The sequence below is a fragment of the uncultured Olsenella sp. genome (genome assembly GCF_959602185.1).
Classification (GTDB): domain Bacteria; phylum Actinomycetota; class Coriobacteriia; order Coriobacteriales; family Atopobiaceae; genus Olsenella_I; species Olsenella_I phocaeensis.
Genome location: NZ_CAUGRZ010000002.1, coordinates 53,352 through 77,481 on the forward strand (window position 1 = coordinate 53,352; position 24,130 = coordinate 77,481).

Below are 24,130 nucleotides of genomic sequence, written 5' to 3' on the forward strand. Positions count from 1 at the left end.
ACGACTACCATGGGGACAACGTGATGCTATTCAACCTGCTTCTTGCAATCGTCTTGCTCATCGAGTTCTGGCTCTGCTTGACGAAATCGGACTTCGAGCTCCTGTCACCCGCACCCCTCAACACCCTTGTCTTCTGTCTCGCCGCCGCGCTCTCCATCCTGGGAATGCGTACCTGGAACGAAGTGCCTCTCAAGGTGGACGGTTTCTCCTTTCTGTTGCTTGGCTGCACGTGCTTCGCTCTAGGGGCACTTCTCGTGCGAGCGTTTTGGCAAACCAGAAACCCCCGAGGTCGACACTATGCCAGGCCAGGTAGTCTAGACAGCCACCACACCCACTCTTTTGAGGTGGCCTCATGGAAGTACCTCGTCCTCTTCGTCGTGGTCATCGCCGCCGCAGCCATCCGCATCCACGACATGACCGAGATGGCAGCTGGGGCAGGCAAGCACTTCGAGAGCTACGTCGACCTTGCGAAGTGGGCTCGACAAGTCACCAGCAGCTCGTTCTCAACCGCCAACATACGCATGGGCGAGGGGTATAGCTTCGTCTCTCGTCAGTCCGATAAGCTCGTGACCGTCATCGCATACTGCTCCGTCTTCTTCTCAGTACGGAGCATCGCAGATGCTCGTGGCTGGAAAGGAATCGTTCCTCCCCTGTCCTGCCTTCTGGCAACGTGCGGATACACCATTCTCATGGGCAGCCGAGGCCCCATTGCGAACTACGCCTTCGCAAGTGCCCTAGCTTTCTTCCTCCTGCAACTCCGAGACGGACGCAGTGCGAGACTGATTACCAAGAAGATGATCACCATCGGTGGCATCGCTGTCTTGCTTGGCATCCCGTTGTTCTACTTCTCGTCCGCGCTTGTGGGGAGAATGGCATCAAGCTCGCTCGACAGCTACATATCGTTCTATGTGAGCGGGGGGCTTCCCTCGTTTCAGCTCGCTCTCGACAGAGGCATTGCGGCATCCCCATACCCAGGCATGCGCAGCTTTTACAACCTGTACGTCTTTGCCTACAAGTTCGGAATCATCCATAGCCTCCAGCCCTACGCATCCGACTTCGTCCGCATAGGCAACCATGACAGCAATATCTACACGATGTTCTTCAGATACTTCGCCGACTTCGGCATAGCGGGCATCATCGTCCTGGGCACTGCAGCAGGAGGTATCTTCGAGGCGATGTACGAGTACGCCCGAAGGCACACCATCCCCGCAGTCGTCGTGCCCTTCTTGTACGTAGGGAGCAACCTATTCGATCTCGAGCGTGAGGAGTACGTGTTCAGCAGAATGCTGAACACGAGCGTGCTGGTAATCGTGGTGCTCGCCGTCATCGTAACGCTCTGGCTTACCGGAAGCCTAGGTACGTATATCTTGCAACTCCGTCGGCATATGCGCGGAGCACTTAGACGTGAGGATGCCTTAGACGATATTTAGCTCCATATACAACCATGCAGGCAAGATGGAGGACGCGGTAGCGTCCGGACCACAACAGGTGATAGGCCAGGCGGTCACGCGGCCTTAGGCACTTTTCGTCCAAACGGTGGACGCCACTTTCGCAAAACGTCTGACGTAAGGACTCGTAAAAGGGACGATTCGCCTCCAGGCTGACACTCGCCCCACTTTTGCTCGAGATGCTGAGACCGTTATGCAGATAGAAGCACATGCACTTCGCGTATATGTCTGGCCTCCTGCCAGAGAATCCATTTCTGTCAAGCAACCTCGTTTCTGCCAAGGCCGCCAAGCGAAGGCCAAGGAAGTAGTCATCCCGAATTTTCATTGACGCACTGTGCGACGCGCGCTGAGACCAGACGTAGAGAACAGAGGGGTTAAGGGCTACGCCGTTGGCCACTTCCATAAACCGTGCGTTGAAGATGTGGTCTTCGTAGCCGCTCCTCAGCCTCTCATCGAACTTGATGCCATTCTCAAGGATGGTCGACCGTCGGTACATGCCAGTCCAGACTCCCGAGCCTGCTGTCATGACCGTATCGTAGTGCTCGACGACGTCATCACCCCACAGCACCTCCTCCTTGGAGGGGCACAGCACGTCCGTCCGGCACACCCGCCCGCCCATGATGAGGTCGTGCCTGCGACCGAAGCGGACGCAGTCGACACCATACCTGTATGCCAGATTAAAGTTGGCAGACAGAAAGCCCGGAAGGCACTCGTCGTCGTTGTCGCAGAAGGAGACGTACTCTCCCCTTGCGTATTCGATTCCCAGGTTCCTGGCCCGGCACATGCCACCGTTTTCGAGATGGAAAACGCGTACCCTTTTATCGTGAGCTGCCATGTCGTCACAAATCGATCCACTGCTGTCGGACGATCCATCGTCCATCAGCAGAACCTCAAAGTCCTCGAAGTCCTGCTGCAGCAGTGTTTCTACGGTATGGCGTACGAACTCATCCGAGTTGTATACCGGCACGATTACGCTCACGCGCACGCCGACGGCCATGTCAGGGGCAGACGGGGTCAAGGTTCTAGTCCTCCCGGGGTTCGTCCTGCTCTTCCAGATACGCGATGGTACGAAGCATGGCCTCGCCAAGGTCGACCTGCGGCTCCCAGCCAAGACGTCGAAGCTTAGAAGAATCGAGGAACAGCCTGACGTCCGCCGCATAACCACTGGAATTTTGCTCGTCGACATCTATGACAACCCGACTCCCCCTTGTGGGAAAGACCCTAGTGGCAAAGTGCGCAAGCTCACGGATAGTCATGTGGGCTGACTCGTTGGAGACGTTGTATGCCTCTCGGGCCTCACCCTTCAGGAGTACTAGAAGGATGGCCCTCACCGCATCGGAAGCATAGACGTAGTTTCCCTCCGAAAGACCCCTCGTCTTGAGAACGATATCGTCTCCCGCTGCCGCCTTGCGAGCGAACTGGACGACGGCTCGACTTTCCGTGCGGCCTACACCGGCGCCAAAGGTTTGAGCCAGCCTGAGGATTGACACGTCGAGGCCGTGCTGCACCGCAAAAGCGACGCAGAGGTTCTCGCACAGTCTCTTGCTTTCCGGGTAACAGGAGCGCACTGACCCCAGATCGATGAAGCCGAGCTGGTCTTCTCCCACCCTGTCTTTCCCCGGAATCGTCCCGTACACCTCCATCGATGAGAGGTATGCCATGCGTGCACGCTTTTGGACAGCCATTCCTAGGACCGACCTAGTCCCACAGACGGACAGGTCGATGACATCGACGGGACGTTCTACCATGAGCTTCGACTGTGTGATCGCGGCACAATGGACGATATAGTCAACTTCCCCGTCTATCTTGGGCACGTCGTGCATAAGATCGCAGACCACCAGATCAAGCTGGCCACAGTGGGGCACGAAGGTCCTCCGCGCCTTCGACCCATCGCGCACGACGGCCATGACCCTTGTGTCTATCCCATATGTCTCGCGGGCATAGACGAAGCCCTTCACTATAAGCGAGCCGACGAGTCCTGTAGCGCCCGTTACGAGGACGGTCTTCCCATGGAACGGCTCGAACTCGTCCCTGGGAATGCGGGAAAAATCCTCGTCGAGCACACGGGACCAAACGACAGGCACCATCGGCTTCCTCCGGTCCGAATTCGAACAATGCCTAGCTGACATAGATCTGCTCGTTCTCGCGCGCATCAAGTATTGCCCTCATGGCAAAGAAGTCACCAGGGGTCGTGATCTTGATGTTCTCCTCAGGCCCATCAATCAGATGCAGGGAATGGCCATACTCCCGCATCATGGACGCTGAGTCGACAAAATCCTGCCGACCCTCTGCAATCGCCCTACGATGCGCACGCAGAATCTCATCAAGCCAGAAGCTCTGGGGTGCCCTTGCAAGACGGATGCTACTGCGTGCAGGGATGTCCCTGACGGCCCCATCCCCATCAATCTCCACGACTGTCTCCTTGGCTGATACGCAAGTAATGGCAGAGCCGAAGGAGCGCACCGATGAGATGCTGTCATCGATTGTCTTCTCACAGATAAGGGGTCTAACGCCATCATGCACGAGCGCAATGCTTCTTTCACCTGCAGCAAGCTCCTCGGCAGCACAGAGCGCATTATAGATGGACTCTTGGCCCGTGGAACCTCCGTGCACGACCCTCTCAACCTTCGAGAGGCCATGTTCGACCATGAGTTCTTTGCAGTACGCAATCCACTCCGAGACACACGAAATCACGATTGCATCGATTTTCGCATGGGCCTGGAACAGTTCCGCCGTACGAACGATGATTGGCTTGCCGTGTATGACCAGGAACTGTTTGGGGAGCTCTTTCGAGCGCATGCGACTGCCAACGCCACCTGCGAATATCACCGCAATGTTCATATGGTTCCCTTCAGAGCGACGAGACGTTGGACAGCCACTGCACAAGGAGGCGGCAACATCGCCACAAGAGCGCAAAAGGCAGATGTGAGCCACTTAATTAAGGGACACTCCCACATGGCCACCTTGAGGAACACTATACCTTTGTGGGTTAGTCACACACGGATCTGTCCCAATAGAAATCATCGGGGTGCGGAAGTCGCTCCTCTTCAGGCGGGAGCTGCATGTAGTCGCCATAGATATTTGATAGATATTTATCGTAATTCCTGTATCCGAGAAGCTCAAGGCCCTCGAACTCGAAGCTCGTTTGAGGAAGCATGTCCGCTTTGGCCCAACGCTCCTTCAAGCCGTACATACCAGTAATCCCACCGACGAATTCGGCAGTTTCGAAGGGCAGCTGGGAACAGACCGCATCAAGCCTCTTCGCGATGCGATAGCTGCCGTAGAGCTTGAGAAAAGGACGGACCATGTCCTTTGCCAGGGCGACCTTCTTGCCACGGTTGCTCATTCCTTTGCGTGACGTGCTCAGCAGAAGAATCCGTCGCAAACGCTCGATGTGCTTAACCTGATGATAAAAGGCGATGTCATCGGCTGGCACCCCATCATGCGGAAAGATGTCCAGGCCGAAGTAGGGGCAGTCGTCATCGGACGCATAGCGCGCATCTCTTAAGACGGCGTGGCTAACGTACCTGGCATAGTGCCGCGGAAAGGTCTCGTCCCTCAAAGAGACCACACTACGTTTGGCAGGAAGACTGGCTTTTCCCTCCAGACACAGGACGAGTAGGCGCTCATAGTCCGGACGAGGCATCGAGACGTCTACGTCATCGTCCCAAGGTATGAAGCCGTGATGTCTTACCGCACCAAGCAAGGTCCCTCCCACGATGTCATAGCGAAGGTCATGACTGCGACACAGGGAATCGAACTCCGCGAGAAGCGTGCGCCCCACCGAATGAATCTCGTCGATGGTCAAGGGACGCTGCCGTGGCATCACGGTAACGTCCGCGCTAGTCATTGATAATTTCCGCACTGTGCTTGTTCCTATCGCTCTCAGGAGGAAACTCCATGTACTTTGGACCGTAAATCGTCTTACACACCGTCTTGTAATCGCATGGTCCGACGAGTCGCTCGCCTTCGAACGAATAGGTGGTACCCGTCGCGAAAGAACTACGGGGAAAGATCTCGTCAAACCCAAAGGCCGCAAGGAAATTCAGGACATCATGGGTATCTGAATCATAAGGGCAGGACATGAGCACCCTGTTAAGCGACCTCAGGCAGCTCTTATAGGGAATGATGCGTCCAAGCCACTTGAAACAAGAGGCAAGCTTGACAGATAGTGCCCCCAGAGGACTTCGTCTGCGACGTTGGTCCACCAGCTCGTCGAACTGGACTATCTGGTTGAGATTCCACCAGAAGCTCAGACGTATTTTATGCAGCGTTCGTAAGGCTGCGGAATCAGGAATGCCATCAAGGGGAATGAGATCAATCCATGCGTACTCGATGCGCGGTATGTTCGCCATGCGATTTATCTCTCGCATGTTATGGCTGACCATGCGAGCCCATGGGTACCGGTATGTGTCGTCGTCTTCAAAGGTGCATAGTGCAAAAGGTTCACGGAACTCATCATCTGGAAGCGTGATGAAGCGCTCGTAATCCCCCCGCGGCATCGCAATGTCAACGTCGTCATCCCAAGGGATGAAGCCATGGTGTCGAACGGCCCCGAGAAGCGTCCCTCCCAACAAAAAGTACCTGAGGTCGTGCTTCTTGCAAAGGGCGACGAACTCTTTGAGGATGTCGAGTTCCTCGAGCTGCATGCGACGAAGGTCACCAGTAGCGACCATGTCCATCTGAGTTTGATTCATAGATGTAGGTGCAACGCTAGGCGATTTGCGTCACGTTCCTCCCGTCAACGAAGTCAGACATGACTCTCACGATGGCACGCGAGGTCTCTGGATCGATATAGCGTGTCCTCGTACCACTCTCGGCCATTCGCACAAACGACGCAAGCTGATTACGAATTCCAGCACCGTCAAGCTGGTAGAAATAACGTCTGTTGTTCGCAGGGTTCTCGAATCTGAGCTCAAAGTAGTCTGTTCTCCACCAAGGAGCAGGGACATAGGCATACCCGCGCGTTCCCGAAACAACGAGGTCTCCCTCCGACTTCACGCCCTTCCCCACGATAATTGACGCGACCGCATCAGGAAACACAAAATCAGCCTTGGTAAAGGCGTCGAGCTTCCTACTCGTTTCGAAACGACGGGAGACCATGTGCAAATCAGAGAAATCCGTTCCGAGCATCTGAAAAACCGGCAGCATGGCAATCGGGCCCCACTCTCCCATGCTGCCCCAGACGCCAGCAGGAATCTCAGGAGATGACCCTATTCCCTCGATCAGGCTCGTGCACGTGGCATCGACCGACGTCACCTTACCTATCACTCCACTCTTCACAAGAAGACACAGCCTCTTGAATGCAGTGCTGTAGGCGGGACGAATCGCCTCGACAAGACGAACGTCCGCCTTATGCGCAATCGCCTCAAGCTCTTCGAAATCGTTTAGGTCAAGGGCGATGGGCGATTCGCAAAGCACATGGATACCACGCTCCAGGGCTTGTTTTATCTGCTCAAAGTGCTCCGAAGGAGTAGAGGCGATGTAAATCGCATCGACAGAGGCAAGCAACTCGTCAAGAGAGCCAGTGACAACCCCTAAATCACGAAGTGGGCCCTGAAGGCGTTCGGGATGACGAGCGCAGATTCCACTCACGTCGAGTCCGTTCACATACTCACTTTCGGACAGGTACTTGGTAAGAAAGGAAACGTCGCCCACGAGGCCCAAGCGCATCCTCTTTTTTTCGGAGCGTATCTGAGTGCTCGAAATCCCTTCCGTGCGGTCCAGGTAGACCACATCGCAGTACTCCTTCAGGTAGTCAAACTGCCCAACCCAATCTGAACCGACGGCGAACACATCAATGCACAGCCGCTGGATGTCATCAATCTTCTGGCCCTCATATTCCTCGACGATTATCTCGTCGGCCAGGCCCGTCTCACGCACGGACTCCATGCGTTCAGCCAATGACTGCTGGACATTGATCTTTCCCCGTGCGACATCAAAGTCATCCGTCGTAACGGCAACCACAAGGTAGTCACCCAGAGAGCGGGCACGTTCCAATAACCTCACGTGGCCATGATGCAGCAAGTCAAAGGTACCGTATGTTATGACTTTAGTCACGGATAGTCCCACTCGCCACTTTTCGCTTGAGAAAGCTCGTTCCCTTCTTTATCCAATGCTGACTCTCCATGTTGATGACACCCATCTCGGAATAATCCACGCCATGCGCAAGAATCCAGGGATCCAATAACCTCTCCGCGACAAACCCGAATACTCTCTGATCGTTTGTGCTGTATCCAGAGGTGTCGAGCTCGTCCTCGAGTTCTGAAAGAATGCCAAACAGCCATGAGCAATACTCGTCGAACAAGTCATTTCGCATGACGAGCATGTTGAAGCGATGGCCGTGCGTCAGAGACATGCACTCGTCATAGGAACTTAGCATGGCCGGATACTTGCCCTTGATGATTTCCCTCGTGCAGTCTAGGTCCACCGAGTGATGTGCGTGCACGTACTGGCTGTAACTCGTCTCGATGAGATAGTTTCGTTCCTTCGGGAGGATGACGGGATGGCGTTCGAGCCTATATAGAAAATCGTCGCTAGAGGCAATCCGCGAAGTCTTCCCTCCCAAGGGGGAACGAGAAAAATGCCTGCGATAATGAACAAGCCCGAGATGCTTCGCGGTCACGTTCTTCCACATCCAGTACATTACTGTCAGTTCGCAGTAGCCTCTGTTCTTTTCGCTTATTCCCTCCCCCTCATCATCCCGACGCCACCCCTGGGGCAAATCGGCTGGAGCCTTGAGGGCACTGCCGGCCCAAACGGGAAGATAGGCCTCATCCTTGGGCATCCAATAGCGTTTATGCGCTGCAACTGACACGCACAGGTCTCTCATATGCCTTCTCGCAATCCGCGCAGGGGCACCACATTCCTCCCTGATGCATTTCAGGCGGTCAGTCGCTTGTGCTTCCCTTATTCGAGCGGAGACCCATCAGAAAGCCGCCGAGACACCAGAGTGTCAGACACAGCATAACCCAAAGGTATGACCATGACGCGCCATCGATTCCTTCAGCCCTTACCATCACCGGGCAGAGAATGCGAGCGATAAGGGAGACCAGGAGATATCCGAAGGTCAACATCCTTTGGTTTCGCATGATGGTGATGCCCGTAGTGAAGAGTGTTGCCAGAGCGAGCAGACCACCGCCCATAAGGAGCACAATCAAATCAATCCTGTACGGATACAGATTTGTATTATACAGAGCCCCGAGAACGGGGGCGCCTATCGTCCATGCACCCACGATGCAGCCGACTGTGATAAGAAGGATGACTATGGACTGCCACAAAAATCTTTTTGAGAACGCGTCCACTTTACCCTTGGACCATTGGAGGGCAAGGGATGCGACAATTGGATTGAAAATGAAGTTAGACAACAGGCCGACCACAAAGACGGGCATGGCAATGAAGCCATAGATCGCCTGCGCTGCGTCGTCCATAAGAGTGTCGATGGTATATTTTGGAATATTTCCTATATAAAACAGAAGAAAGAGCGAGAGAAAAAGGGGAAAGCAGGCTTTGAGGAGAGGCAGGGCTTTCGAGCTGCCACCCGCATCGAATGATGGAAGCCCATACCGTCTCCACACCCAAGCCGTCTCGGCAAGAAAGTACAGCGCGGTGTACGCCGTCGCGATGCTGAGGCTCAGGAGGAGATCACGTGTCAGGCAGACGAGCAGCGCAAAAATGGCGATCGTGGTAGACAACCGGAAACAGAGAACCTTGGCGCCAACATCAAGGTGCCCGTTTTGCTGGTAGTTTCCATGGACGGCATCCTCCAACGCATCAATGCACTTGAACAGGAGCATCACAAAGATGGTTGCCGACTTCGAAGCAGAGTATCCCGTATCGCCAAAAGGAGAAAGTAGAAACGCCGAGCCGAAGACCAACATCAGGGTGCTCGTCAGCACCCTCAGCTTCGCGTATGCGATAAAGCTGTGACGCCTCTCCACGTCCGAGACCTGGTAGTTCCTTACGCCATACTTGCCCAAGTTGAGAAAGAGGTTGGCATGGGCATATGCAAGGGTCAACACACCAGCCGTGCTGACATCGCAAACATGGGTGACCACCACCAGCATGATGACGGACTGAAAGGCCATGAGCATGCTGCTTGCGGTATTCCAAAGGTACGTCGATCGACTCGTCCCCTGGCGGTCCTCCCTCGGTCTAGCATCCATAGAATTCGTTCACGAAGTCAATCACGCTCTGGCAATCCGATTCGCTGAGCGAGTAGTACATGGGGAGTCTCACGAGACGCTCGCTTTCCGCAGTCGTATATCGATCAAGCCCACGGAACTCCCCGAAGCGACGGCCTGCGGGTGAGGAATGAAGTGGTATGTAATGAAAGACGCAGCCTATAGAACGCTCTCGCGCGGTCTCGAGAAACCTGCTCCTCTCCGATAGGTCTGCACACTTGATATAGAACATATGCGCGTTATGCACACAATCCTGGGGGATGCTAGCAAGCTCAATTATCCCCTCATCTGCCAGTCCGGATAGGCCGTTCCAGTAGTGATTCCAGGTCGCCAGGCGATTCTCGTTGATGTCGTCTGCACGCTCGAGCTGAGCCCAGAGGTATGCCGCGTTCATGTCGCTAGAAAGGTAGCTGCTCCCTCGGTCAACCCACGTATATTTGTCGACCTGACCCCTAAAGAAGCGCTGTCTGTTGGTTCCCTTTTCTCTAATTATTTCAGCCAAATCGTTATACTTGGCATCTTTGATGAGAAGGGCACCGCCCTCCCCCATCGAATAGTTCTTCGTTTCGTGGAACGAAAAGCACCCGAAGTCGCCAATCGTGCCCAATGCCCTTCCTTTGTAGCTGCTCATGACGCCCTGTGCGGCATCTTCGACAACGAGCAAGCCATGCTTGTGAGCAATGCGCAGTATCTCGTCCATATCACAGGACACACCCGCATAATGCACCACAACGATAGCGCGAGTCCTGTCAGTAATCGCATCCTCGATGAGCTTCTCGTCAATGTTCATCGTGTCGGGTCGTATGTCAACAAAGACTAGATGTGCCCCAACCATCTGAAAGGCAGTGGCGGTAGACGAGAAGGTGAAGCTAGGCAGGATTACCTCGTCTCCAGCATGCAAGTCGCACAGGATTGCTGCCATCTCGAGAGCGCTCGTTCCACTCGTCGTCAGCAGGGCCTTCTGTGCCCTAAAACGTTCCTCAATCCACTCGTTGCAGAGTTTCGTAAATGGGCCGTCTCCACAAATCTTATGATTGAGCTCCGCAGCCTCTCTCACGTACGAGAGTTCCGTGCCAAGATAGGGCGGAACATTAAAGTCAATCACTCACGTTCCTCCATTCCATGATCATAGAGGGTAAAGGGAACCGAAAGTCTAGCAAGGCAGGTAAGCTTCGAGATCTTCCGGCCTGGCAGCCGTCATCACGAAATAGCCTGCACGCTCCGAGCTGTCATGGACAGATGCCTTGGAAAACAGACTGTCACTTGGAAGTTCGAACTCGACTATATCGACTCTCTCGTCATTCTGCACTTCATAAAAGGCACGAAGATCATCCTCGCCAAAGAAGAAGCGGACAGCGGCCGCATTACCCGTACAAGTAGAGTCGACCGCCGGGTCAATCCCCAAAGAAACGTCTATGACCGCTCGTACGTAGTCAATGCCCGTGGTCAGCTGAACAAGGTGGCTCCCGATACAATCCCCACCCATACGCCCCCCTATCTCCACGATATGGGGACAGTTGTTCGCGTCCATAATTACTTCAGCATGGGCCGCCCCATTGTCAATGCCAAGCGTCGCAAGGGCGTGCAACACCGTCTTACGCAGCAGGGCCTCATTCTGTGGCAGGAGGCAGCTTGGTTCAAGATGTGCCGTTTCGATAAAATTGGGTATCCCTGTCGTAAACTTTCTCGTCACTGCCAGCACCTGTCGGCGGCCAGCGAAGCAAATGCATTCCGCGCTGTATTCGGTGCCAATCACATACTCCTCGAGAACGGCCTTTCGCTCGAAGCTTTGGGAAAGGGCATCTTGGATGGCGGGTCCTATCTCCGAGCGCGAGCTTATGTATGTAACGCCCCTGCTCCCTGAACGATCGGTCGGCTTGACGATAGCGGGCAGAGCGAGGTCAAACGAATCAATATCCGCGCCCTCATCTACCAGATAGCTCTTGGGAGACGGGTCGCCCCCGGCGGCAAAAGCACGCCGCATGGCAAACTTGTTGGTCATCTTTTTCGTGTCAGACCAGGTATTGCCAATGAGCCCCAGGCAACCCGCAACGTAGTTAACGGTGATGGCGGCAAGGTCTGACGCAATGCTACAAATGCCATCTATCCCAATTGCTCGACAGACCGCTTCAATTTTCTCGTATTCCGTAATGCTGATCGGATAAAAGAAGTCCGCCTCAGACTCGCCCACGTCCCCCACTTGCCAAGCAAAAACATGCGTCTCTAAGCCAAGTTCCCTAGCACGCCTGATGAGCGGGAGCTGAAGATAGGAAGCTCCTATAATTGCCAGTTTCTTACCACTATATAAGCTGGCGTCCGAATCCCTCTGCATACGACTCTCCTATAGCTTCTGGCAAAAGATGACTGCAGAAACTTACTGTATGAGGAATGAGGACGCTGCCTGTCGATCGGCGAGCGCCTCGCAAAACTCGACGCTCTCTCCCATGACAGACACCTGTCCTATGCAGTCATTGGCGCTCTCGTATCTGTTGACGTGTGAGCCGGCGCTGCGAAATGCCTGGACCTCAAAGACCTGCGGGTCGATTGGCTTGAGGCTGACGGCGCTCAACGTACCGTCCCTGTCGGGGAGAATCATCTTTGCAAGCGTGGCGTTTGGGGCATCCGAGTCGGAGAACGTGACGGGAAGTCCAAGGGCAACCCTAATGATGGACTCGTAATAGTCGATGCCATAGTTCATGCCTACGAGCTCTGGCAGGCCGTTGGCACCGGCCCTGCCCGTGAGTTCCATGACGCGGACCTCATTGCCGCTCATTTTAAAGTCCATGTTGACTGCGCAGTTATCGAAGTCACTAGCCCGTATTGCCTTGATTGCAGCATCTCGGGCGATTTCGGCACGGTCTTCGGTTAGGTTCACCGGGCAGAAGTGTCCAACAGGAATGGGGGCATGCGACTGGAACAGAAGGTCCCCATGCAACATCACGAAACGGATGTCACCATCGACCACGCATGCCTGGGCGCCAAACTCGTCTCCCTGAAGATATTCCTCTATGAGGAACTCGTCCTCGTCACGGAACTCTCGCTCGAGGACGGATTCGGCCTGAAGCCTGTCATTCACAACAAAGACGCCGTTGCTGCTTTGTGAGTGACGCTTCTTGAGCACCAATGGATAGCCAAGCCTGACTTCTGCCTCATCAAGATCGCGAGGCTCTCCCTTGGAAATCACGCAGTCAGCCACAGGGACCCCGGCATCCAAAAGGGCACGCTTCTGGAGCACCTTGTCGAATGAGGAGCGAGCCACCTCCTGCGAAATCCCTCTGAACCCAAGTGCGTCATTCACCGCCCCAAGCGCCTCGACCCCTGTGTCCATGCAGCTTGTCACTACAGCATCGATGTTAAGGCTCTTGGCTGCAGCAACCACTTCCGCAGGGCGCGTTATGTTAACGAAGCATTTTTCGTCAGCAACCGCCAGTCCAGGATAATCACCATCGAGCCCAGCGGCTATGGTAACAAGTCCCATCCGATGCGCGGCGGCATACAGACCCATTTGTCCTCTACCAGCACCGACAACCATTATTCTGCGCCGAACGGACATCACAACCCCCTATGTATCTCCCTTAGAAGTGCCGTCAAAAAATCAGAGCTTTCCGAGCAATATGAGAACATCGTTGAATAACCTAATGATAGGCGAGAAAGATTTGAACTTTGAGTCAAAGATTAGGTGAAATCTCTTGCCGAGACTCTCACGGTACAGGGCGACTGCCCTTAGCTCAGCGAGCTTGTCAGGGTAGACGGCCTCATAATTGCGCAGAACCTCGCGCGCGTTCTTCTCATGAATGTTGCTCCGGGGGCCAAGGCGGCGGGAGAGGTAGTCAAAATTCTTTAGAAGGTGATCAAGCGGATTGGTCGACGTAATGGAGAGGTTCGACCCTGTCTGGCGGTATAGAATGTAGGACCTATTGTCATACACGACGGTCCCAAGCCAAAAAGCGACAAGGGCGACGTAGGTGTCATGCCCTGAAATCTCCCCGACCTGAATGGGCGCCAACAACCTTTGTAGTGCATCGTTGTAGACCATCGTGCATCCGCGTATCCCAATGAAGACAGAGAGCATGTACTTGTCTATCTTTCCCTCCCAAGCGTTCGCCTTCCTGATGAAGTTCTCTTCCGCATCGACGACGTCAAGATCCGAGTAGTAGCATGCAGGCAACGAGGAGTCGGTCTGCTGAAGCATCTCAACTGCAGACAGAAGCTTCTCGGGCAGCCAGAAGTCATCTTGATCAGAGAATGCGTAATATGCCTTCGAGACGCAAGGGCAATTGTTCACAAGCCACATAAAAGATTTGATATACCCCACATTCTCTCCAAGGAAAACGCTCATGTTGCTGTTTTCACGAGCGTACCGTTTGAGCAAGGCGACGGTATTGTCCGTTGATCCGTCATCCCTCACCATCAAGCGGACGTCCACCCCCGACTGCCCTAGTATGCTATCGAGTTGGCGAGAAAGGAATTTTTCTCCGTTGTAGGTTGAGAGTAGGACGAATACCTTCTCCATCGTTGCCTCCCACAAAGTATGACAAATATCAGAAATTTATTTTTTCTTTTATTACATACTGAGGATATTGGTTCACTGAGATAAATATTCTTCCTATATATTCACCCAGCAAACCGAGCTGCAGCATTATCAAACCCGCACAGAGCAATATCACGATGGTGAGGGAACGGTAGCCGCTGGAAACGCCTGGATTTATTAGCTTGCAGACTATCGAAAACAATCCCATGGCGACGGCGAGAAGCGAGAGCACCCCTCCCAGTAAGGCGCCGACCCGAAGGGGCTTCGCAGAAAACGCCGTGAAGCCATTCACCCAAAGAGCAAGCGATTTGGAAAAAGTGAAGTTCGACTGCCCCACACGGCGCGGCCGCTCCTCCATGGGAACCATCACGATATCCGTCGTTATCCTTAGAGAAAGGCCTTCCAGATATGGGAACGCATTCTTATACGTCGCCATCGACTTGCAGACCACCTTGGTGCGTGCAATGAAATTCGAAAACACGACATTCTTCGGCTTTCCAAGCAGCAGGTGTGACATCTGATGGTTCATCGCACTGCCGAAGCGCTTCAATGGGGTCTGTTGCTTAACGCCATAATCTGCCATCGCCATATCATGGCCACGTTCGAGAGGCGCAATGAGTTCCCAGAGGTACTCGATTGGACACTGGCCGTCATCATCCACGCTCACGACGTAGTCTCCGGCAGCCAAAGAGTATCCCGCCAGAACTGCCGCATGTTTCCCAACATTTCCAGCGAGGCTCGCAACGCGCAGATGAGGGTCTCGGGCCGCTCTGTCTCGTAAGACCTCAAGGACCTTGTCGGGTGAACAGTCATTAACCGCCACGACCTCGTAATCGTAGGCCCCTTCTCGCATGCGCATGACAGAAGAAATTTCATCGATGACAGCGAGAATCGTCTTCTCGCTGTTGTAGCAGGGAATCACAAAACTGATCATCTTCACCTTGGATTATGCAGAAGGAAGCGAATTCTCTTCTGCACGTCCCCCTCTCATCCGCAGACGGCCTCTCGCTAAAATACAAATCGCATAGGCGAGCGTAGTTACAGCCGAAATAACCACGCCAAGTTGCTGCTCCCTATCAACATACTCGAGCGATAGGTTATGCATGCCGGGGCTAAGTCTGATGCCGACCATGCCGCCGTCGACATCAACAACGGGTGTCGTAAGCCCATCAAGCTTCAACTGCCATTTACTACCATAGAGTAAAGGCAGGCAGAGCATGGCGTCGCCTTCCGAGTCGTTCGAGACGGTTCCCTGAAAAACAGCTCCATGCTGCGTGATTTCAATATCCCCCAGGCTCCCCTGCCTCGCAAAGACGGATTCAACCGTCTCGGCAGAGATGCTCTCCAGGTCAATGCTATATACGTCGGCTTCGACGCCATCGGAAGCAGAGAGGACGATGTATCGACTCGGGCCTAGATCAGTTAGATCGATGGCATATTCTCCCACGCCATCGTGAATGGAGAAACTCGTCGACCTTGCAGCATCAGGATTCCCCAAGTCGTCAGTTGCGTACACTCGTAGCGCAGACGCCTTCCGGCTATTGAGAAAGATGGTCATCCTCCCGAACTCTGCCCCTGGATCTTCGCCCAAATCAAAGCAAAGTGGAGAATGCTTCCCGCCCTTGAGCGGAACGACACCATCAACCTTATAGATGTTCCCCCTATTGTCGACGGTGCGGTCGAGCAAATTCAGTTTGCGTATCGAGTCAGACACCGTGTCCATAGAGGGCCCTGTAGCGCCAAGGGAGTCAGAATCGCCGTCCGTCAAGTAATAACCGGACGTCAGGGCAAGCTTCCTCTCATTCGGGGACATCCGAGATAGCTGGTCTTTTGTCACTGCATGCGTTGCCAGATATCCGAAGCCTTGGAAGTTGGAACAACGGTAGAGCATCTTGTCCCCCCGCATTCCTACCAGGTCATAGAAGCGTGGGTCCATGTTGTCGTCATCCTGCGTGATCACATACTTCACGCCCAGAAAACGATCGCTGAGGATGCTACGATGCGGAAAGCGTATCCAATTACTTCCAGTAGTGGTTGACGTATTGTTCCGCACGGTACCAAAATTGGAATATGCCCCAACTAGTTCGGCGGAATTCGTAGAACTATATGACCCAACGCCAGGGTAATCTTGTACGAGCTGATCGTTGAAGCTCTGCGAATCGTACGTCTTGTTCACTCTATATGTGCCACCATCTTTTTGGCGCAAAGACAGCGCAACCAAGGACGTGCCGTCGGAGTACAGGTCGTTATTCCATGCGTCGATGGAAACATAGCTCCTCAGATTGATGGTGAAGTAGTTACTAGCACAGACATCGAAGATGAGCAGGACAAGAAACAATGGCTGCACAAGCGGAAGCAGTCGTTTGTAGGCATGCTCCTCCTCAGTTGCCCTGCGATTCAGAATCCTCGCATAGAGCATGAGGAACGCAGCATAGGAGGTAAAGACGATGACCAACTTGGTCAAGGTATTCCTGCTGACGCGATACCCCGAAACCTTGCCAATGACGTATGTGATGCAGACAAGCATCAGGAACAGTACCGCAGAATACTTGACCGTCGTCAAAAGGCGCGCAGGCGAATTCTGACCTGCGACCTCCTCCCGAATCAAGCAAATTGCCTCACCAATCATGAGCACCTGCAAAAAGCACAGTATGAACGTCCACCGTTGCGTCAAGGCCCTGAAAGAAAGCATCTGGGAAACTACCGGGCAGCCCAGCGCAATGAGGCACAGCGCGAAAATCAGAAGGAATCGCTTCTTATACCTGCTGCGAGTCAATTCGACGAACGAAAAAATCGACAGGACGCTTACGCTCAATATCGCAATCTCATAATAGTTGCCCGCGCCGGAATACTTCCCACCTATGCCCAGCAAATCGCTCGAAAGAAACCGACCTATGAAGCAGCCGATGTACTTTATGGAGTAATAGGGAGGAACCACCTGAGAGCCTACAACGCTCGCTCTCGTACTCCCCATAAGCTTTGAAATGTTTGGGATGATATACTCCGACGCCATTCCGAGAGCGGCGATGACGACACCTATGAAAAGAAGCGCCCTGCTTAGCACTTCGTGCCAAGGTTTCTCATGGATTCTCAGGTAGATAACCCCATAGAGTGCAAAAAATATGCTGGCAACATAAAGCACAGGATAGCTTGCCCAAGCTAGGCAAGCCACTGCAGGCACCACAAGCGGAGCGAGGCGGTCTCTCTCAAGGAAGAGCTGGAATCCGTAGAGCGCAGTGGTGAACGAAGCCATCGTGAGAAGGAACGAGTAATGCTGTCCCCAGAGTACGGCGAAGCCATTGAAGCACCACAGCATGGCTGCGGAGATGCTTGCAAGCCCGTCTGTTAGCACCCTCCGAAAATACAAATCAGCAAAGATTGCCATCCACAGGTATCTCAGGTAGGTGCTGACGATAAGGCCCCACTTGATGTTCTTCTCTCCGAATATGAGGAGAGGAAGGTTAAGAGGATGCAGATATTTTATAAGAGGAGTTCCCGAGAAATCACCTAATCCCCTAGTCAAATCATAGGTGTTAAAATCAAAAGCGGCAATTTTCCTCAGGTCATAGATGATGTTCGGCAGATATGCATTCACCGTGTCAGCGCCTATGTCCGTATAGGCGTAAATATTCGCGGCGAAGACGAATTTTCCATAGAGAACCAGGAAGGTCACTGTAATAAGGGACCACAGGAGCAAGTAACGCCTCTTCCCCCGATACCATACGTCCATGAGTCTCCAATGCTCCCGGCCTGTGCTACTGACACGTGCTCTAATTCCAGACAGAGTCAGCCCTACAAGAGGATTTCACGCCTCGAAAGATCGTATAGCGCTGCAATGAGCAGCGTATTGTCCGCAACGGACAGCTCACCCAAATGCCCGACCCTAAATGATGAGGACGATTCTTCCCCCCCATTAGGGCAGAGCCAGATCCCATATTCGTCCTTCAGCGTATGAAGTACCTCTAGAGCGCAGGGGGAGAGAGTCTCGACATAGGTCACGGCATTCGAGGGAGACTTGAGTCGCATGGAAAAGGGCAGGCCCTTGGCCCTTCGCCTGAAATCACCTGCCAAAGTTGCAACCTTACTTATCTCGGTATCTATCCCTCGCTCACGTATCTGATGGAGCCGGGAATGAACCTGAATGAGCGTGCCGACTGCCGGAGTGAAGGGCGTTTGCCCCCTCTCGCCATCTCTCAGCAGTAAATGCAAGTCAAGATACATGCAAGTCGGCTTGACCTGTGCGACCTTCTCCAAGCCGCGTGCAGATAGAGCAACAATGGAGACTCCTGGAGGACATGCAAGCCCTTTTTGCGAGCCAACGATAACAAAATCTGCTCCAATTGCAGACATATCGAAGGTATCTGCCAGAAATGAGCTAATCGCATCAACTACAAGAAGTAGGCCATTTCTTTTACAAAAATCTCCGACGAGATCCTTGTCGTAGAGAATGCCCGTTGACGTCTCGTGTATGTTCACGAGAAGGGCCGAGAAACCAGAGCCTTCGTAGGGAGCGAGGTCGGATGCCTCAAGGGTGTCACCGCGCTTTAGCGCTATCGCCTCGTAAGCAATACCATGGAGCTCGCACAGCTCAACGAACCTGTGTCCGAAACTACCACCATCGACCACCAGGACTCGATCAGAGCCATCAAAGGCCCCAGCGATCGTGGCCTCCATCGCAGCAGTTCCAGAACCACTGACAAAGACCGCCCTTGATCCTTCTGGCGCACCCACTAGGTGTAGGAAATCGCTCTCGTTCTCTAACATCAACCTCGAGAATTCTGGCGTTCTAAAGTAAGGGACGTCGTGAGCACCTAACTCACGCACGTCGTCGTTTGATTGGACCGGACCGACGGCGAAGTTAATCAAGATGTTCTCTCTTTCGAAAATTCGTACAGACAGTCAACAAGCTCCCTCAAGGCGAGCTACACCACGAGAGTCATCTGCCAGAACCTGTTGAGCCAAACATGGCATGGAAGGTGCCAAGGATGCAGAGGAGGTCCCTCCCAAGGCTGCGGTCGCGGATGTACTCGAGCTCCAGCCTCTGACGCGAGCCGTCCTCGTAGGTGGCATCGTTTCTTGCCTTGACCTGCCACCAGCCCGTGATGCCGGGGGTGACGCTGAGGAACTCCGCCACGCTCTGACCGTAGGCCACCAGCTCGTCCGGCTCGACAGGGCGCGGGCCGACCACGCTCATGGAGCCAGAGAGGACGTTGAGGAACTGGGGCACCTCGTCCAACGAGGTCTTGCGCAGGAACTTGCCGACCTTGGTCACGCGCGGGTCGTCATCCACCTTGTGCTCGGACAGCCACTGCTGCAGCTGCTCGGGATTGAGGTGCTTTTCCACGTCGTCCGCATCAGCCACCATGGTGCGGATCTTGAGGATGTCCACAGGTATGCCATAGCGCCCCACACGCCGCTGGGCGTAGATGGGGCTCCCCTTGCTGTCCAACGCCACAAGAAGGCAGATGGCGGCGGTGGGAACGAAGCCCACGACCACCGCTACGCTCGAGAACGCCACGTCGAAGACCCGCTTGGCAATGTGATATGCCTTTGTGTCGCGCGAGCCGGGAACGGGGGGAATCTGCTCCTCCTCGATCACGATGCCCGTGCCATAGGTGGCCTCGGAAACGACCGCTTGGGCCCTCTCGCGCGTGACAGGAGCCAGGGCCTCCTGCTTGGGCTTGAGTCGCGCGTCGCGCACCATCGCGACGGCCTCCCCCACCGCACCAACGGCGAGGATGGCAGCGCCTAGACCACCCGCAACCCCATACATGGCCAGGTGTCTGCGGTGGCTCTTGGCGCCGCCCGAGTGGCCGCGTCGATCGTCTTTGGGTCTTTCCATAGCTAAAAACTCCTGGAAGCGGGCCGTCGCCCGCGTAGCTAAAGTTCGAATCCGTGGATACAGGAACGCTTAAGACATTCTAGTACAGGGAACCCGAGCCCACCGTTCCTGGACACAAGCGTGCAAATTACCCATCAACCAGGGGCTTGCGACTCAAACTCACAAGAAGCACGGTCTCAATTGCCCCTTTTATATTTGAGCCCCCTGCCGGCCCCAACCGTAAAGACCTGCCCAAGCTCAATGAGCTCCTTGAGGATGCGCGATAGCTTTGACCTTCCGAAGTCGACCATACCCAGCAGCTCTCCCGAAGACCGAGGAACGGTAGGGCTCAACAGCCCATACACGAGCCGTTGATCGTCGGTGAGCCCAAGGTCGGCAACTGTCACCGGAAGGATCACGGTGATGGTGTTCTCCATCACCAAGAAACGCGGCGTTGTCTTGCTGCTGGCATATGCGTCCCGGATACGCTGAACCCCCGTTCCAAATGCCTCTATGAGGCCCAACCGGTAGAACACGTTGGCAAGAACGGGGTTTCGCCTGATCGAAACCATGCCAGCAAGGTACTCCTCCTCCGAGATGCCCGTTGGCAGGCCGCCAGGGGATGACACCTCCACCCGGTCGGGATACATTGCGATGCGCGCGTGGGCAGGCACATCCCAGGTCCTATGAACCAATGCGTTCGCGATTGCCTCCCTAAACGCCTCGGAGGGTATGCGCTCGACCTGAGTTCGCTCGAACCCAGAAATCCGCTCGTAGCAGTAGCAATCCCTGTACATGCGGACTGCATCTTCGTATTCGAGCAACACGGACTTCCCGGCACTCGTCTCCCGACGCAGAATTACGCTGATGCTCTCTCCAAACTGAGCCATGTCAAAGCCGGGCAAATCGTTCTTGTCTGCCAACAGGGCAGCGGCATTGTTGTAGCCATCTTCGTCCGAGTAGAGCTCGAGCGTCCTGAGGGTGTCCGTGTCGAAATTCTTGATGCCAACCGTGGATTTCAGCGCCGAGCCGAGTGTCTCGAAGGTAAACTGCTGGCTTCTTGAGCTCAGCCGCTCGTACGAAAGGTTACTCCCCTCGAGCACGAGCCTCCTGAACTCGATGGGATCCACCTCGACGGTCGAGCTATCGCTACGTCGGTATGCCTTGGCGCGATAGAGATACGGCTTTGACCTCCCCGGACGAACCACGAGCTCGACAGTGGAGTCTTTCGTGTTGGGCAGAAGCTCATAGTCGGGGCGGGAAGAAATAGAATCATTGACCTTGTTTTCGATGTCAAGGCAGGCTGCCCGTACGTTGCCAAGCCCCACAACCCGCGCCGCGTCGTCCACGCCAAACAGGATTGACCCGCCCTCATAGTTCGCAAAGGCGGACGCAGTTTTGAGAAAGCTGTTTGAAATCTCCTCTCTGAATTCAAGCGTCTTCGTTTCCCTCATGAGACTCTCCAAATCAAGATTGCAGCCGAAAATCAACAGCAAAATCAACAGCAAAATTTTGCTGTTGATTTTGCCATCGCGCTTCGACCGAAAAGAGGCCCAGGAGCAACCGCCGCTACAGCCCCGAGTCCAGAGCGTCGAAGCGGTTGATGCGCAGCAGGATCTGGTCCACGTCGAGTGACCCCCAGATGGTGATGGAGCCTCTCTTGCCCCGCTCGAAGACACGCACGCTCTGGTAGCCCACGAGGGCGTTGGGCCTCGCCCACTCGATCCGCGCGATGTCGCGATAGCGCACGGTGCGCGTGAGGCCCACGAAAGGCGTGATGCGCATGCGGTCCACGTAGGTGACCACGCGGTAGTGCTTGATCGCAAGCCAGAAGGAGAAGGTGACCAGGAGGAAGGCCAGGAAGAAGGCGAATACCACGGTCGTGTCCGCCTTGAAGGCGCCCAGCGCGCAGAGCCAGCCCAACATGAGGCCCAAGGCACCCATGAAGACCATGGCCATGACCAGCATGCGCGAGAATTGGCCCGACACGATGTAGGTGTCGTGGTGGCTGTGGTGGCGCTCGGAAAGCCCCGGGTTCCCCACCAGCTCGATGGCGGTGGCGACCACGGGCACGGCGGCAGTGAGGCCGGCAAGCATCTGCAGGGTCATGGTCGAATCGCCCCTCCGTGCCTGCCGCGCATGGAACCTCCCCCATCCTCGAACTTCCCACCAACGTGCATGACTCTCTCAGCCACTACCTTAGGGGGTAAGGCGAACGCCGCCCACGGGCGCTTGGCGTGCGGGCGGCGTTCTTCTGTATGCGGCTCAATCCCCAGCCCAGAGGTAGGAATTCGCCTGCGGGCGGCAGGGCCCAGGGTAGGGTTCGACGCGGGATGGCGGGGCCTCTCCCCCGTCCCCTCCCCCCCTACGCCTGCTGGGGCACGGCGAACTTGCCCACCAGGCGCTGGAGCAGGTCGACCGTGAGCACCATGTTCCTCACGGGGATGAACTCCCTCACGGAGTGGGCGCTGTAGCCACCCGTGGCCAGGTTGGGACAGGGCAGGCCGCGCAGGGTGAGCTGGCTCCCGTCGGTGCCCCCGCGCATGGCGATGACCTTGGTGGGGATGCCCAGCTCCTCCTGCGCCTCGAGCACGTTGGTGACCAGGAAGTCCATGCCCGTCAGGTGCTCGCCCATGTTGCGGTACTGGATGCGGGAGTCCACGCTCACCGTGTCGGCGCCGTAGCGGTCGTTCAGGAAGGCCGCGATCTTGCGCAGGGTCTCCTCACGCGCGAAGAAGCGCCCGGAGTCGTGGTCGCGGATGATGTAGGTCAGCCGGACGTCGCTCGCCGTGCCCTCGATGCGAATGGGGTGGTAGAAGCCCTCGCGACCCTCGGTGTGCTCGGGGCGCTCGAAGATAGGCACCATCTGCTGGAACTCGCTCGCCACGGTGATGGCGTTGACCATGATGTCCTTGGCCACGGCCGGGTGCACCATGACGCCGTGGACGGTCACCGTCGCCTCCATGGCGTTGAAGGTCTCGTAGCTGAACTCGCCCAGGGCCTCGCCGTCCACGGTGTAGCACCACTTCGCCCCGAACTTCTCGAGGTCGAGCAGCCGCGCGCCATGGCCTATCTCCTCGTCGGGGACGAAGGCTATCTTGAGCGCTGGGTGCGGGATGTCGGGGTCCTGCTGGATGCGGTGCAGGAGCGAGCAGATCTCGGCCACACCCGCCTTGTCGTCGGCCGCGAGGAGCGTGCGCCCGTCGCTGCAGACGATGTCCTCGCCCACAAGGCCCTTGAGGTCGGGGAACTGCTCCTGGGTCGTGGCGACGGGCTTGCCGTCCACCACGCCGGAGACCAGGTCTCCCCCCTCGTAGCGCACGACGTGGGGACGGACCCCCTTGGCAGGCACGTCGCTCACCGAGTCGATGTGCGCGCAGAGCCCCAGCGCGGGAAGCCCCTCGGCGCCGACGGAGGCGGGCACGCTGCCCGTCACGTAGGCGTGCCCGTCCACGACCACGTCCTGGACGCCCAGGCTGCGCAGCTCCTCCCCCATGTAGCGCGCCATCTCGTGCTGGAACGGCGTGGAGGGCACCTCCCCGTCGTTCAGCGGGTCGGACTCGGAGTCTATCTGCACGTAGCGCATGAAGCGCTCGACCACGTCCGGAAGCTCGGCGTCGTGCGCCGCCTGCCCTTCGTCTGCCATCTTCCTCTCCCCTTCTCGGCGTCGCCGCGCGGAGCGGAGCCCGTGTGCCCTGCGCTGCGAATTTGGGCCGCCACTTTTGATGCGGCCGAAAAACTGCGCATTGGTTTTGTGGAGGCCTCCGCAATCCTGGCCAAACGCCAGACTTCTTCACAATTGGGCGCTTCCGTGCGCAGTTTTTCGCGCACGGAAGCGCCCGTCAAGGCCCGAAGCGACGAGCTAGTCCTCGTCGGCCAGACGCTGGACCATGGCCAGCAGGGACTGGGCGCTATTGAAGTTGGCGGGGACGATCTCCTTTGCGGGCACGGCGACGTCGAACTCGTCGTCGATGGCGCTCACGATGGAGAGGATGTCGAAGGAGTCGAGGATGCGCTCGTCGATGAGGGTGGTGCAGTTGGTGTAGTCCACGCCCTCCTTCACGTCGTTGAGCAGGTCGATCATGGCGTCGAGGTCGATGTCCATGCTGTCTCCCATCTGGGTCGTTCTGGCGGTTTGCGTATGGTC

The 24,130-nt window shown here is 55.6% G+C and carries 21 protein-coding genes; 1 reads left to right on the plus strand and 20 read right to left on the minus strand.

Features of this window, described 5'->3' with window-relative positions:
- Positions 1-23: 23 nt before the first annotated feature.
- The gene (locus Q5923_RS02070) at positions 24-1,430 is read left to right on the plus strand and encodes an O-antigen polymerase (RefSeq protein ID WP_303131826.1); all 1,407 of its coding nucleotides are present in this window, start codon (positions 24-26) and stop codon (positions 1,428-1,430) included.
- Here the strand turns inward: Q5923_RS02070 and Q5923_RS02075 are convergent.
- From Q5923_RS02075 to Q5923_RS02175, 20 genes are all read right to left on the minus strand, one after another.
- Positions 1,399-2,445 carry a glycosyltransferase family A protein gene (locus Q5923_RS02075; RefSeq protein WP_050796686.1) on the minus strand — a complete coding sequence of 349 codons (1,047 nt, stop codon included), beginning with the start codon at positions 2,443-2,445 and terminating at the stop codon, positions 1,399-1,401. The genes Q5923_RS02070 and Q5923_RS02075 overlap by 32 nt on opposite strands.
- A gap of 25 nt (positions 2,446-2,470) precedes the next feature.
- Complete coding sequence (locus Q5923_RS02080; protein ID WP_303131828.1) at positions 2,471-3,535, minus strand: NAD(P)-dependent oxidoreductase; 1,065 nt, start codon at positions 3,533-3,535, stop codon at positions 2,471-2,473.
- A 31-nt stretch (positions 3,536-3,566) separates the two neighbouring features.
- Positions 3,567-4,289 carry a 2-C-methyl-D-erythritol 4-phosphate cytidylyltransferase gene (locus tag Q5923_RS02085; protein ID WP_009279572.1) on the minus strand — a complete coding sequence of 241 codons (723 nt, stop codon included), beginning with the start codon at positions 4,287-4,289 and terminating at the stop codon, positions 3,567-3,569.
- A gap of 148 nt (positions 4,290-4,437) precedes the next feature.
- A complete protein-coding gene (locus tag Q5923_RS02090) occupies positions 4,438-5,256 on the minus strand; it encodes a phosphorylcholine transferase LicD (RefSeq protein WP_232202859.1) in 819 nt (272 codons plus the stop codon).
- Between the two features lie 34 nt (positions 5,257-5,290).
- A complete protein-coding gene (locus Q5923_RS02095; protein ID WP_009279574.1) occupies positions 5,291-6,097 on the minus strand; it encodes a phosphorylcholine transferase LicD in 807 nt (268 codons plus the stop codon).
- A gap of 64 nt (positions 6,098-6,161) precedes the next feature.
- Positions 6,162-7,508: a Gfo/Idh/MocA family oxidoreductase gene (locus tag Q5923_RS02100; RefSeq protein WP_009279575.1), complete on the minus strand. Its 1,347-nt coding sequence runs from the start codon at positions 7,506-7,508 to the stop codon at positions 6,162-6,164.
- Positions 7,501-8,265, minus strand: a complete 765-nt coding sequence (locus Q5923_RS02110; RefSeq protein WP_303131833.1) for a DUF4422 domain-containing protein — start codon at positions 8,263-8,265, stop codon at positions 7,501-7,503. The genes Q5923_RS02100 and Q5923_RS02110 overlap by 8 nt, the downstream gene beginning before the upstream one ends.
- 73 nt (positions 8,266-8,338) lie before the next feature.
- Positions 8,339-9,535: a lipopolysaccharide biosynthesis protein gene (locus tag Q5923_RS02115; protein ID WP_303131834.1), complete on the minus strand. Its 1,197-nt coding sequence runs from the start codon at positions 9,533-9,535 to the stop codon at positions 8,339-8,341.
- 67 nt (positions 9,536-9,602) lie between these two features.
- Positions 9,603-10,736, minus strand: a complete 1,134-nt coding sequence (rffA, locus tag Q5923_RS02120; protein WP_009279578.1) for a dTDP-4-amino-4,6-dideoxygalactose transaminase — start codon at positions 10,734-10,736, stop codon at positions 9,603-9,605.
- Positions 10,737-10,784: 48 nt separating this feature from the next.
- Entirely contained in the window at positions 10,785-11,963 is a 1,179-nt protein-coding gene (locus tag Q5923_RS02125) for an acetyl-CoA carboxylase biotin carboxylase subunit family protein (RefSeq protein WP_009279579.1), read from the minus strand.
- Positions 11,964-12,005: 42 nt separating this feature from the next.
- A complete protein-coding gene (locus Q5923_RS02130) occupies positions 12,006-13,136 on the minus strand; it encodes an acetyl-CoA carboxylase biotin carboxylase subunit family protein (protein ID WP_009279580.1) in 1,131 nt (376 codons plus the stop codon).
- Between the two features lie 90 nt (positions 13,137-13,226).
- Positions 13,227-14,144, minus strand: coding sequence for a glycosyltransferase (locus Q5923_RS02135; protein WP_009279581.1), 918 nt, complete (start codon positions 14,142-14,144; stop codon positions 13,227-13,229).
- Between the two features lie 28 nt (positions 14,145-14,172).
- Positions 14,173-15,096, minus strand: coding sequence for a glycosyltransferase (locus Q5923_RS02140; protein ID WP_303131837.1), 924 nt, complete (start codon positions 15,094-15,096; stop codon positions 14,173-14,175).
- Positions 15,097-15,108: 12 nt separating this feature from the next.
- Positions 15,109-17,892: a YfhO family protein gene (locus tag Q5923_RS02145; RefSeq protein WP_303131839.1), complete on the minus strand. Its 2,784-nt coding sequence runs from the start codon at positions 17,890-17,892 to the stop codon at positions 15,109-15,111.
- A 62-nt stretch (positions 17,893-17,954) separates the two neighbouring features.
- A complete protein-coding gene (locus Q5923_RS02150; protein ID WP_198003174.1) occupies positions 17,955-19,028 on the minus strand; it encodes an alanine--glyoxylate aminotransferase family protein in 1,074 nt (357 codons plus the stop codon).
- Positions 19,029-19,098: 70 nt separating this feature from the next.
- Positions 19,099-20,004: a sugar transferase gene (locus Q5923_RS02155; RefSeq protein ID WP_009279585.1), complete on the minus strand. Its 906-nt coding sequence runs from the start codon at positions 20,002-20,004 to the stop codon at positions 19,099-19,101.
- Between the two features lie 176 nt (positions 20,005-20,180).
- On the minus strand, positions 20,181-21,437 hold the full coding sequence (locus Q5923_RS02160) for an ATP-binding protein (RefSeq protein WP_303131842.1): 1,257 nt from the start codon (positions 21,435-21,437) through the stop codon (positions 20,181-20,183).
- A 115-nt stretch (positions 21,438-21,552) separates the two neighbouring features.
- Positions 21,553-22,092: a hypothetical protein gene (locus Q5923_RS02165; protein ID WP_009279587.1), complete on the minus strand. Its 540-nt coding sequence runs from the start codon at positions 22,090-22,092 to the stop codon at positions 21,553-21,555.
- A gap of 256 nt (positions 22,093-22,348) precedes the next feature.
- The gene (gene pepT / locus Q5923_RS02170) at positions 22,349-23,629 is read right to left on the minus strand and encodes a peptidase T (protein WP_303131845.1); all 1,281 of its coding nucleotides are present in this window, start codon (positions 23,627-23,629) and stop codon (positions 22,349-22,351) included.
- A 216-nt stretch (positions 23,630-23,845) separates the two neighbouring features.
- Positions 23,846-24,088 (minus strand): hypothetical protein, encoded by a 243-nt coding sequence (locus Q5923_RS02175; protein ID WP_009279589.1) that lies wholly within the window; start codon positions 24,086-24,088, stop codon positions 23,846-23,848.
- Between the last annotated feature and the right edge of the window lie 42 nt (positions 24,089-24,130).